Origin of the sequence: Sodalis sp. C49, from assembly GCF_046352915.1 — a bacterium.
Classification (GTDB): Bacteria; Pseudomonadota; Gammaproteobacteria; order Enterobacterales; family Enterobacteriaceae; genus Acerihabitans.
Genome location: NZ_CP163303.1, coordinates 729087 through 741409, shown reverse-complemented (window position 1 = coordinate 741409; position 12323 = coordinate 729087). Strand labels below are relative to the sequence as shown.

Here is a 12323-nt window from a genome sequence, read left to right as displayed (position 1 = left end):
GTATAAACGGATTGCCGCCTTGTGGTGCAGTATGCCGGCGACATCAGCGCGGCAATCATCAAGGCGTCCGACCTGCTGGGGGAACGGCAGAGAACGCCGGCACGGCCTCTTGTTTACGGATAAAAAGCGCAGAAATTCATGAGCTTGCTTACCTTAAGCCTGCCCAGGATATTTGCCTTTTCAGCGTGGAAATCGCTTGTGGCGGTACGGGCGCGATGGTAAATATACTCACCGTAAGCACAAAAACATGCCGCCCGCCTTAGGATAAGCATATTTCGTGCCATAACCTCGTCGGCAAACCGCTGCGCCTGCTTAACTCCCATTAACAGACGTCGTTTCCGAACCGGTCTAGTTACGAGGTTGGATTTTCTTATGCAAAATTACGTGAGTTTTAAAAATATTCAAAAGACCTACGACGGCGACAAGCTGGTGGTGAAAAATCTCAACCTGGATATTGGCGAAGGCGAATTTCTGACGCTGCTCGGCCCGTCGGGTTCCGGTAAAACCACCAGCCTGATGATGCTGGCGGGGTTTGAAACGCCCACCCAGGGCGAAATTTACCTGCGCGGCCAGCCGCTGCACCATCTTCCACCGCACCGGCGCGATATCGGCATGGTGTTCCAGAATTACGCGCTTTTTCCCCATATGACGGTGGCGCAGAACCTGGCCTTTCCGTTGTCGATTCGCCGCATGAATAAAGCCGATATCCAGGAAAAAGTGGATAAGGTATTGGATCGGGTGAAGCTGACCGCCCTCGCCGACCGCTATCCCGCCCAGATGTCCGGCGGCCAGCAGCAGCGCGTGGCCCTGGCGCGGGCGCTGGTGTTTGAACCCAAGCTGGTATTAATGGATGAACCGCTGGGGGCGCTGGATAAACAGCTGCGCGAGCATATGCAGATGGAAATCAAGGCGCTGCACCAGGCGCTGGAGTTGACCATCGTCTATGTCACCCACGATCAAAGCGAAGCGATGACCATGTCGGATCGGGTGGCGGTGTTCAACGACGGCATTATCCAGCAGATCAACAGCCCCAGCACGCTGTATGAGGAACCGCAGAACAGCTTCGTGGCCCAGTTTATCGGCGAGAACAACGGCCTGCTGGCGACCCAGGCAGGCAGCGAGGATGAATTTTATCGCGCCGTCCTGGATGACGGCACCTCGCTGCGCGCGCTGAAGGTACGTCCCAGCTCGCCGGGGCGCAAGATCATGCTGTGCATCCGGCCGGAGCGCGTCAGAATCAATGTGCCGGCCGGCCAGCTGCCGGCGGGGTCGCAGCAAATTAGCGCCAGGATTACGCAGTTTATCTATTTGGGCGATCATGTGCGCATGATAACCGAGGTGGCGGGACAACCCGATTTTATGGTCAAACTCAGCGCCGCCGATTTGGACCCCGCCTGGGTGCCGGGCGGCGCGGTGACCCTGTCCTGGCAGGAGCGGCATCTGCGGGCGCTGGACGCCGTGACCCTGCAATAAACAAAGGCTGGCAATGCCAGCCTTTATTACTTTGGATATGCGCCAGGCGCCGGCCTACATTTTACATGCCGCTTCCCTGTACCTGGCGCCATCGGTGCGGCCCACCACTTGGTCTCCATTAAACAAGCTCACGACCGGGCGCCCGTTATAACTTCCATCCTTAGTCCAAAAACCCTCTGAATTCGCTTCCGTTACTGCTTCACCCGGCCAGCCGCCGGGACGCGCGCCCCATTCCCCAAACATACTGCCCACCGCCCGCTGATTGACGCCGGAGGTCAGATCTGCCGCCACCAGCATTGATTTACCATTGGAGGCACACAATGTTTGAGTATCATCCCACGAATACCTGTTGGTGGAATTAGGTCGATAATAGGTAAGCCATTTTCTTACAGTAAATTTATAAGTGTAATAATACTGATCACCACGCGCCATCAGGGTGACCTCACTGCTGGGGCGGGCATTAAGGGTAACAATACCGTTCTCATCTATTGGCGCGTTTACCGCATTCGAACTGCTCCAGGTCAAACTGCCATTGTCGCCGATGTTGCCCATAGGGTTGATCTGGAACCTTGGCTTGCTGCTGCCGGCATACGGCCCCGCATCAAAACCCACGTTGGGGAAACCCGAGTTTGGCCCAAAGCTGTGAGGATTAGCGACGGGCGAAACGGAATTGATCGCCCGGGGAGACAGGAAGATTGTATCTTGCGTGACGTCCACGCCGTCTACCTGAGCCGTCACGGTGGCGGTACCGCCACGAGTGTTGGTGAAGGTAACCTTGGCTTTTCCATCCGCGCCGGTGACGGCATTTGCCGGCGACGTCAGGCTCGCGCCATTGTTCACCGAGAAAACGACGCTCTTGCCCTCCATCCCGGCGCCCATGCCATTCTCCACCAACAGCTGTACTTCATTATATTCCGCGCCGTTGTCCAGCGACCGGTTACGCAATACATCAAGCGTCAGGATGGCCGGTGAGACAATAAAACTCAATGGCGCGCTGGCTTTGGTGAAACCCGCCACCGCGGCGTTAACCACGACCAGACCGGCCTGGTCGCTGGTGACGTCGACGGCCAGCGTACCGTCGGCGGCAGTGTCGCCGCCCTGCCGGGAAAAGGTGACGCCGGGGCTGGCGGAGGCAAAGGTGACCGCCTGCCCGGCAACCGGGTTATCGTGGGCGTCGCGCACCCGGACCTTGACCTGATGGGCCTCAAGGCCGGCCTCTTTATCGCCGGTGGTGATGACCTCTATCAAGGTGGTATTTTCCGCCGCCGCGCCGGCGACAAAAGTCATGCCGTCGCTGGCTAACGTAAAGCCCGCCACCGTGGCGAAGACCGTTACCGCGCCCGCGCGGGTACTGGTGACACCCACGTCGATAGTGCCGTCGGCCGCTGTCGTGCCGCCGGGATTGGACAGCGCGGCGCCAGGGGTGACGGTGGCAAAGCTGACCGCCTGCCCCGCAATGGGATTGCTGTTGGCGTCGCGCACCTGGACCTTCACCCGATGGCCGTCGCTGTCGCCGGCCACCTTATCACCGGTGGTCAATACCTCTATGGTGGAGCGGCTCTCCGACGCGGGGCCGGCGACAAACTGCATGCCGTCGCTGGACTTGGTAAAGCCCGCCACCGTAGCGCTGACCACTACCGTGCCCGCCAGGGTATTGGTGACGCCGACCTCGAGGGTGCCGTCGGCCGCCGTATCGCCGCCGGGGCTGGAAAGCATGGCGCCGGGACTGGTGGTGGCGAAGGTGACCGCCTGCCCCCTGATGAGATTATCATTGGCGTCGCGCACCGTGATTTTCACCCGATGGCCGTCGCTGTCGCCGGCCACCTTATCGCCGGTGGTGACCACCTCGACGGCGGTGCGGGTTTCCGCTGCGGCGCCGGCGACAAAACGCATGCCGTCGCTGTCCCTGGTAAAGCCCGCCACCGTGGCGCTGACCACTACCGTGCCCGCCTGGTTACTGGTGACACCGACCTCGAGGGTGCCATCGGCCGCCGTATCGCCGCCGGGGCTGGAAAGTGTGGCGCCGGGGCTTGCGGTGGCGAAGGTCACCGCCTGTCCGCCAACCGGATTGTCATTGGCATCGCGCACCGTAACCTTCACCCGATGGCCGTCGCTGTCGCCGGCGATCTTGTCGCCGCGGGTGATAACCTCGACGACGGTGCGGGTTTCCGCTGCGGCGCCGGCGACAAAACGCATGCCATCACTGGCTTTGATAAAGCCCGGCAACGCGGCGGAGACAATGACCACCCCCGCCCGGTTGCTGGTCACATCCACCGTCAGCGTGCCATCCTCACCGGTTTCGCCGCCGGGGATGGACAGATGCGCGTCATCGCCCGCCGCCACCCATTTCACCACCGCGCCGGCGACCGGGTTGTCCTGGGCGTCGCGCGCGGTTACCCGCACCTGATGCGCTTGAGAACCCGCAATCTTATCTCCCTGGGTCAGCACCTGGATAAGGGTATTAGCCTCGGAGGCTTTGCCGGCAATAAACGTCATCTCAACGCCGCGGGTGGTAAAATCGCCCACCGTGGCGGTAACCGTTTGCAGCCCCGCCCGGGAGGACACGACGGTCGCCATCAGGGTGCCGTCGTCACCGGTAACATCGCCCTCCAGGGGGGTTACCTGCGCGTCGTTGTCGGCGCCAAAGCTCACCGCCTGGCCGCCGATGGGATTATTAAGGGCATCGCGCACCGTCAGCCTGACCCGATGCGCGTCAATGCCATCCGCCGCCTTATTTCCCGTGGTCAGGACTTCAAGCTGTGTCTGGGTTTGGTCGGCGCCGCCGGCCACAAAGGCGACGGCGGCCTGCTGCGACGAGCCGTCCAGGCTTGCCCGCGCCATAACGGGACCGACGGTGCGGGAGGTAATACCGGTTTCGGTAAAGCCGTCGTCATCGCTCACCGCCGTGGGGGATAATACCGTGGCGCTGTTATCGGCGCTGAAAGCGACCGTCTCGCCGGGCACAGGGTTGCCGTTGCCATCGATAACCCTGGCCCGGACGCGAATGGCGGTGTGGCCATCGGCGACCGCGTTGTTGTTCTCTACCGCCAGGCTTGCCAGGGTAACGATTTCCGGTGCGGTCACATTCACCGAAGTCACCGCCCGGTTGGAGAGATTACCCCGGTTATCATGGGCTATCGCGTTGATGCGATAGGTATTATCCGCCCCCGGGGTACCCTGGTAGGCCGGCATGACAACGGTTATCGCCTGCGGAGAAACCTGGGTGATACGCCCGCCGCTCGCCAGCAGCGGCGCGCTGTCCCAATCAATGCGATCCAACCCGTGTTCGGCGGTGATGTCGGCGGTTAAGGTAACCGACGTGCCCGCCGCACCGGTGATTTGGGCCGGTAGCGCCAGACGGATCAGATCCCGACGCTGATAATCGAGCACGATATTATAGTTGCGGTCGACCAGATCGTAGCGGCTGCCGGCCAGGGTTCTGGACGGTCCGACTTTAGAGGAATCGAGATGCGACTGCCAGGATTCGCCCAGCCGGTAATTCAGCTGGAAATTCAGGCTGCTGTCGTTCGCGCCGCCTTTGCCGGTCCGGTGCTGCGCGCCGACGGTGAACAAGGGGATGGGCGTATAGTTAATGCCGGCGGTCAGGGCATAGGGATCTTTTTGCCGACTATCCTTGCCGAACAACGCCACCTCATCGCCGCGGTATTGCTCAAACATCAGCGAACCGCCCAGCTGTGGGTAAGATGGCAGCCAGGCTTGGGCGCGCAGATCGAACCCGTTGGCCGGCCGTTCGTTATAGTCGGCGAAATCCCGCGACGGGTGCCAATCCGTCAGGCCGAAATAACTATTGGCCGACAGCCGCAAATAATCCGTCCAGGCTTCGGCCCCGACGCCGAGCCGGCGATTGTTGCCGGTAATATCGTTATCATAAAAAGTATTGGCGCCGTACAACCAGCCGTCCTTTTCGGTGCGCACGCCCAGGCCGAGATTCACCGTATTGCGCTGGTCGCTGTTACGCACCCCTAATTGCGAAAATATCGTCGAGCGTTCGGTATCCCGCAGGGGAACCAGCAAATCCACCGCGCTGTCGGTAAATCTGAAATCCCGGTCGGCGTTGAGCTGGACGCGGGCGGTGCCGAACTGGTTCAGCCATTGCTCGCCCGCCTGCCCGGCGCCGCCCACCACGCTTGAACGCGCCAAATCGGCGGCGGCGCCGCCGGTGTTGCCGCCCGAGAACAGGGAGCCGGCCGTCTGTGCGCCGCGCGCCAGCTTATCCTCTGCCTGCGAAGATGACTGGACCGGGATGGCTGAGTTAAACAAAGACGTGTGGCTGCGGGGAACGTCGATCTCGTCGCCGGTGCCCAGCGCGGAAAACGATTTGGCGAAATTGCGCAGTCCATTGAGCGTTTTTAGCTCTTCCAGCGTCAGGTTATAGCGTGTCGCCACCGACAATGTCGTCTCGCCCGGCCCCAAAACATAAGGAACCGTGGCGATGGCCATTAAGGGCGCCGCCGTTGACGGCAACGCTGCGGGCGCGGCTTTCGCCATGGCCGGCGTAAAAGACAGGCTAAGCGGAAAGACTATCTGGAAAGCGATATTCAGCCACGCCACCGCACGCCAACGTTGATGAATTACCGGCGGCGGCGTAGATTGGATTTTTTTCATTTGATAATAGCTAAAGAGATTCTTAAAAAGCATCAATTTATCCCACTGGTCAATAACTTCAATTCCCGGCCATATTAATCCGCCGTCGGCAAAGGTTATCCGGCGTAACAAGACCCCATTTAAATAGTGTTACAGGCCAGCATAACTGGCAGCAATATCGAAGAAAATAGCTTTAGTCGATAATATTGCAGACCATACCAGAAATGAAATTAAAAATATTCACTTGAACCATTAAATAGATAAAAAATTACAAATCCTTTAAATTCATTGAATTGCATTAACTTGGTCACTATTTAATTTTTTTAATTAATCTTTAATTTCCTGTAAACTCAATAAACATAACTCATAATATTTTATGGCCGATATACCTGAATATGGCCTGTATTAATGCTACTACGTGCATTAATTGGCAATCTGCATTCATCGTGGGATAACGGCGCTTAAAGGGATAATATTCATGAAGAAGATGACGTATCCTTGCTGGGACCTCGGGTTTATCCGGGTTAACAGGGGCCATTAAGGCAGCTTCATTTATTTAATAAATAATATGAATGAATCAGGAAAGCAGCAGGCGTGAAGGGGGAGAGAAGCGGGTATTCCCTGCCGACTGAGGCAGGCAAAGGGAATACCCTGATTATTGATTACGGCGTATGAGCGGTCATAACGCCGGTTATCTGCGTACCAACCGGTAAATCCACAGCACCACGATAGCGCCGATCACCGCCACGACAAAACTGCCGAAGTTAAAGCCGTCGACGCGTCCATAACCAAAGAACGTGCTGATATAACCGCCGACCACGGCGCCGATGATACCGAGAATGATGGTAATGATAAATCCGCCGCCGTCCCTGCCCGGCATGATGAATTTAGCGATAATGCCGGCGATAAGTCCAAAAATAATCCAAGATAAAATTCCCATAACAACACTCCTTTATAGCGATTGCCTGTACTTAAAAATCCGTGATGGATACCTAGCCTGAAAGAGCAGTACCAGAAACCTGTTTTATTATAGTCAATGCTCATGATTATGCTGGAAATAATACAGAGAACATTGAGTACCGGAATAGCAAACACCGGGCGCGATGTCCAGGCCTAAAACGGCAGGCTGGTGATGTCAACCAAGGTTAACGTCCCGCCGAAGACCGCGCCGGTATCAATATAGAACTGATTATAAAAATGCCTGACGCGTTCGAGCGGCGTATGGCCGAAAAAGAAGTGCGTCGCGCCGCTGATGGGCGCCCCGCGCCCGCGCTGGTTGCGGTTGATGCGCTGCCGGCTCCACACCACCAGCTCGGGGTCGACGGTCTGCTGGTAGCGATAATTGTCCAGGGGATAATCCGCGTGCGCGATCACAATATGACGCTGCGCCATTTCAAGATCGATAATCAGCGGCAGATAAGCGCAGCGCTCAATCAATGCCGCCGCCCGCCGCCGCTGTTCCTCATCCAGGCGCCAAAACCATTGGCCGCCGTTGGCCAGCCACAGGTTCTCTTCGCCGCGGGAAAGGGCGTCGATGGCCATTTGCTCATGGTTGCCGCGAACCGCGCAGAACCAGGGTTGTTCAAGCAGTTCCAGGCATTGCAGGTTTTGCGCGCCGCGATCGATCAGATCACCGACCGAGATCAGCAAATCGCGCGCGCGATCAAACCGCTGGCGCGCCAGTTTCGCCAGCAGCAAATCGTAACAGCCATGCACATCCCCGACCACGAAGATACGCCGCCAGTCGTCTGGGTTGATTTTGCGGTATATCTGTTCCGGCATCATCTGATTCATCATCCCCCCCGATAAGCTCAAGGCCATCATTATCAGCATAGCAGGCTGGGACACGCGGACATCAATAATCTCGCCATGGGGGAAATCGATGATAAAACGTCATTAAAAGCTGTTAAAACAGCCTGATAACGGGCAGCATGAAGGTCTGCACCTTTGTCCGGTATGCTGTATGAATAAACGCCACGCCCTGGTTTCGCTGAATATCGCGGCCTTCTTTTTTGGCCTTTCAGGCATTTTAGGTAAAGTCATTACCACCTCGCCCGCCGCCATAGTATTTGGCCGCGCGCTGTTCGCGGTGCTGGCGTTATCGCTGCTGATGCTCGGCGTACGCGGCTTTCGCTGGCAACGCATCAGCGGCGGCAGCGCTCTGGTGGTCATTGGCGCCAGCGCTATCCTGGCCGGGCACTGGCTCACCTTCTTCATTTCGGTCAAAGCCTCGGGCGTGGCGATTGCCACGCTTGGATTCGCCAGTTTCCCGGCCTTTACCACCCTGTTTGAAAGCATCGGTTTCCGGGAGCGCATTTCGCTTAACGAGATCCTGCTGATCGTCCTGATTTGCCTTGGCCTGATGATGGTCTGCCCGTCGTTTGATATCAGCAGCGGCAGTACGCGCGGGTTTTTATGGGGAATTTTATCCGGCGCGCTGCTGGCGTTGCTTATTATCTGCAACCGCATTACCGCCATCAGTATCCGGCCGGTACAGGCGGCGTTATGTCAAAACGCCGTTATCTGCCTGCTGATGCTGCCCTTCGCTTTCCACGCGTTGCCGCAAGCCTCCGCCGGCGACTGGTTTTACCTGGTGCTGCTGGGGGTATTCTGTACCGGCGTGGCGCACAGCCTGATGGTCACCAGTTTACGTTTCGTCAAGGCGCGCGCCGCGGCGGTGTTTTTCGCCCTGGAGCCGGTCTACGCCATTCTTTTTGCCTGGGCATTGTTCGGCGAACGGCCGACCCCCGGCATGTTTGCCGGCGCCGCGGTGATTATTCTTTCAGTAACGGCGTTTTCACGTCACGATAAAAAAGCGCCGTCTGAGCGGCAAGCCTGACGGGCGAAGGCGCGGGGGAAAGCGCGGGGATTGCCGGCGAGGGACGGGGTTCCCCGCCGGCGGTTGCCGTGCCAGGCGGTTAGCGGATCATCGGCAGCTTAAGGCCGTATTTTTCCGCGCAGGCGATGGCCTCGGGGTAACCGGCATCGGCATGGCGCATCACGCCGGTGGCCGGGTCGTTCCATAATACCCGCGCCAGGCGCTCATCGGCCTTTTCGCTGCCGTCGCAGACGATAACCATGCCCGCGTGCTGGGAGAACCCCATACCCACGCCGCCGCCGTGATGCAGACTGACCCAGGTGGCGCCCCCGGCGGTGCTGAGCAGGGCGTTCAGCAACGGCCAGTCGGAGACGGCGTCCGAGCCGTCTTTCATCGCTTCGGTTTCACGGTTGGGCGAGGCGACCGACCCGCAGTCGAGATGATCACGGCCGATAACAATCGGCGCTTTCAGCTCGCCGGTGCGCACCATCTCGTTAAACGCCAGCCCGGCGAGGTGACGTTCGCCCAGCCCCAGCCAGCAGATGCGCGCCGGCAGGCCCTGGAAGGCGATGCGCTCCTGCGCCATATCCAGCCAGTTATGCAGCAGCCGGTTGTCCGGAAACAGCTCCTTGAGCTTGGCATCGGTCTTATAGATATCTTCCGCATCCCCCGACAACGCCACCCAGCGGAACGGCCCCTTACCTTCGCAAAACAGCGGACGGATATAGGCGGGTACAAAACCGGGGAAATCGAACGCGTTCGCCACCCCCTCCTCCAGCGCCACCTGGCGGATATTGTTGCCGTAATCCACCGTCGGCACGCCCATTTCATGGAACGCCAGCATCGCCTTGACGTGTTCGGCCATCGACGCCCTGGCCGCGCTGATAACGCTTTGCGGATCGTCTTTTTTGGCCTGGTTCCATTGTTCCAGGCTCCAGCCGGCCGGCAGGTAGCCGTTGAGCGGGTCATGGGCGGAAGTCTGGTCGGTGACGATATGCGGACGGGCGCCGCCGCCGGCGGCGCGTTTGGCCAGCTCCGGCATGATCTGCGCCGCATTGCCCAGTAGCCCGACGGAAATTGCCTCGCCTTTGGCGCAGGCGTCTTCAATTAGCGCCAGCGCTTCGTCGATGGTAAACGCCTTGCGGTCGAGGTAGCGGGTGCGCAGGCGAAAATCTATGCGCGACTCCTGGCATTCAATGGCCAGCACGCAGGCGCCGGCCAGCACGCCGGCCAGCGGCTGGGCGCCGCCCATGCCGCCCAGGCCGGCGGTAAGGATCCATTTCCCCTTGAGATCGTTGTCGTAATGCTGGCGGCCCGCTTCGGCAAAGGTTTCGAAGGTGCCCTGCACGATGCCTTGGGCGCCGATATAAATCCAGGAGCCGGCGGTCATTTGCCCGTACATCATCAGCCCGGCCCGGTCCAGTTCATGGAAATGTTCCCAGGTGGCCCAATGCGGCACCAGGTTGGAATTGGCAATCATCACGCGCGGCGCGTCCACATGGGTGCGGAACACGCCGACCGGTTTACCGGATTGCACCAGCAGGGTCTCGTCTTCCTCCAGGTCGCGCAGGCTTTGCAATATGGTTTCGAAACAGGGCCAGTTACGCGCCGCCTTGCCGATGCCGCCGTAGACCACCAAATCGTCGGGACGCTCGGCGACATCCGGATCGAGGTTGTTCTGGATCATGCGGTACGGCGCTTCAATCAGCCAGTTTTTGCAGGTCAGCGTGGTGCCGCGCGGCGCGCTGACGGGACGTGAAACGGCATTGCTAAAATCGTATTTCATCAGGGGTTCCTTTATCTTTAGCGCGTTGACGCATAGCTGGGTAACAAGGATTGTACTTCCGCGGGCAGGGTGAATTCAGCGACCCAAAGACGCATCGCTTCGATATCCGGCGCCAGGAGCCGATCGCTTGCCAGGAAGGCGACACGGTTACGGATAGCCACAAGCTGTTGTTCGAGCGCCGCCGAGCTGTTCAGCGGCCGGTTAAAATCAATGCCCTGGGCGGCGGCCATGGCTTCGATGCCCACCACCACCGAGGTGTTGAAACACATATCCCCCAGCCGGCGGGCGGCAAAGGTGGCCATCGACACATGGTCCTCCTGGTTGGCGGAGGTCGGCAGGCTGTCGACGCTGGCCGGGTGCGCCAGGGACTTGTTTTCCGAGGCCAGCGCCGCGGCGGTGACCTGGGCTATCATAAAGCCCGAGTTCACGCCGCCTTCATTGATCAGGAACGGCGGCAGGCCCGACAGGCCGGTATCGAGCAGCAGCGCCAGGCGGCGTTCTGAAATAGCGCCGATTTCGGCTATCGCCAGCGCGAGGATATCGGCGGCGAACGCCACCGGCTCGGCGTGGAAATTGCCGCCGGAAATCACTTCGCCGCTATCGGTAAACACCAGCGGGTTATCGGACGCGGCGTTGGCCTCGATTTGCAGGATGCGCGCCGCATAGGTCAGGTTATCCAGGCAGGCGCCCATCACCTGCGGCACGCAGCGGATGGAATAGGGATCTTGTACCCGGCCGCAGTCGGCATGGGATACCACGATTTCGCTGCCGTCAAGCAGCGTAGATACCGCCCGCGCCACCGCTATCTGGCCGGCCTGGCCGCGCGCCTGGTGGATACGCGCGTCGAAAGGCTTGACCGAGCCTTTGATGGCCTCAAGCGTCAGGGCGCCCGCCACCAGCCCGGCGGCAAAGGATCGTTCCGCTTCAAACAGGCCGACCAGCGCCAGCGAGGTGGAAACCTGGGTGCCGTTCAGCAATGCCAGCCCTTCTTTCGGCGCCAGCACGATGGGACGCAAGCCGGCCAGCGCCAGCCCTTCCACCGCGCTTATCAGCGCTCCCTTGACCCGCACCTGCCCCTCGCCGATAAGCATCAGGGACAAATGCGCCAGCGGGGCCAGGTCGCCCGAGGCGCCCACCGAGCCTTTGGCCGGGATACAGGGCATGACGCCGGCGTTATACAAGGACAGCAGGGCCTCCACCACCGATAACCGGATGCCGGAATGGCCGCGCGCCAGGCTTATCACTTTGCAGGCCATGATAAGCCGCGTCACATTGTCTTCGAGCAACGCGCCGGTGCCGACGCTGTGCGACAGCACCAGGTTACGCTGCAGTTCCGCCAGCCGTTCGGCGGGAATGCGGGTTTGCGCCAGTTTGCCGAAACCGGTGTTGATGCCGTAGACCACGTCGCCGGTGGCCAGGATCTCCTCCACCGTTTGCTGCGCGGCGTTGATGGCGGTGAAGGCGGCGGGATCAAGCGACAGTTCCAGCTCGCCATGATAGATGGCACGCAGCGTCGCCAGGTCTACCTCGCCCGGCACCAGACGGCATGGGCGTAAAGATGTTACAGAAGATGACATAATCTATTCCTGTCTATACAAGTAAAACCGGCACTTGGGCGCATTACTGGGTTGCGCCCGGGTG

The 12323-nt window shown here is 59.6% G+C and carries 7 protein-coding genes; 2 read left to right on the top strand and 5 right to left on the bottom strand.

Translation table 11 applies throughout. The annotated features are described in order from the left end of the window. Positions 1–372: 372 nt before the first annotated feature. Positions 373–1473, top strand: coding sequence for an ABC transporter ATP-binding protein (locus ABUK12_RS03275; protein WP_410014936.1), 1101 nt, complete (start codon positions 373–375; stop codon positions 1471–1473). Between the two features lie 54 nt (positions 1474–1527). On the opposite strand, the gene ABUK12_RS03270 is transcribed toward ABUK12_RS03275, so the two are convergent. The 3 genes from ABUK12_RS03270 to ABUK12_RS03260 form a co-directional block, all read right to left on the bottom strand. Beyond that, positions 1528–6099: an Ig-like domain-containing protein gene (locus tag ABUK12_RS03270; protein ID WP_410014935.1), complete on the bottom strand. Its 4572-nt coding sequence runs from the start codon at positions 6097–6099 to the stop codon at positions 1528–1530. Between the two features lie 670 nt (positions 6100–6769). After that, on the bottom strand, positions 6770–7018 hold the full coding sequence (locus ABUK12_RS03265; RefSeq protein WP_410014934.1) for a GlsB/YeaQ/YmgE family stress response membrane protein: 249 nt from the start codon (positions 7016–7018) through the stop codon (positions 6770–6772). Between the two features lie 173 nt (positions 7019–7191). After that, positions 7192–7872, bottom strand: a complete 681-nt coding sequence (locus ABUK12_RS03260) for a metallophosphoesterase (RefSeq protein ID WP_410016818.1) — start codon at positions 7870–7872, stop codon at positions 7192–7194. Positions 7873–8041: 169 nt separating this feature from the next. On the opposite strand from ABUK12_RS03260, the gene ABUK12_RS03255 reads away from it, so the two are divergent. Then, positions 8042–8917: a DMT family transporter gene (locus ABUK12_RS03255; RefSeq protein WP_410014933.1), complete on the top strand. Its 876-nt coding sequence runs from the start codon at positions 8042–8044 to the stop codon at positions 8915–8917. A 79-nt stretch (positions 8918–8996) separates the two neighbouring features. Here ABUK12_RS03255 and hutU read toward each other — a convergent pair whose 3' ends face one another. Both hutU and hutH read right to left on the bottom strand, forming a co-directional pair. Next, a complete protein-coding gene (gene hutU / locus ABUK12_RS03250) occupies positions 8997–10682 on the bottom strand; it encodes a urocanate hydratase (protein WP_410014932.1) in 1686 nt (561 codons plus the stop codon). Positions 10683–10699: 17 nt separating this feature from the next. Continuing rightward, positions 10700–12259 carry a histidine ammonia-lyase gene (gene hutH, locus ABUK12_RS03245; RefSeq protein ID WP_410014931.1) on the bottom strand — a complete coding sequence of 520 codons (1560 nt, stop codon included), beginning with the start codon at positions 12257–12259 and terminating at the stop codon, positions 10700–10702. Between the last annotated feature and the right edge of the window lie 64 nt (positions 12260–12323).

Coding starts and splice junctions, on each gene's coding strand:
- ABUK12_RS03275 (WP_410014936.1), top strand. CDS start 373: ATGCAAAATTACGTGAGTTTTAAAAATATTCAAAAGACCTACGACGGC.
- ABUK12_RS03270 (WP_410014935.1), bottom strand. CDS start 6,099: ATGAAAAAAATCCAATCTACGCCGCCGCCGGTAATTCATCAACGTTGG.
- ABUK12_RS03265 (WP_410014934.1), bottom strand. CDS start 7,018: ATGGGAATTTTATCTTGGATTATTTTTGGACTTATCGCCGGCATTATC.
- ABUK12_RS03260 (WP_410016818.1), bottom strand. CDS start 7,872: ATGAATCAGATGATGCCGGAACAGATATACCGCAAAATCAACCCAGAC.
- ABUK12_RS03255 (WP_410014933.1), top strand. CDS start 8,042: ATGAATAAACGCCACGCCCTGGTTTCGCTGAATATCGCGGCCTTCTTT.
- hutU (WP_410014932.1), bottom strand. CDS start 10,682: ATGAAATACGATTTTAGCAATGCCGTTTCACGTCCCGTCAGCGCGCCG.
- hutH (WP_410014931.1), bottom strand. CDS start 12,259: ATGTCATCTTCTGTAACATCTTTACGCCCATGCCGTCTGGTGCCGGGC.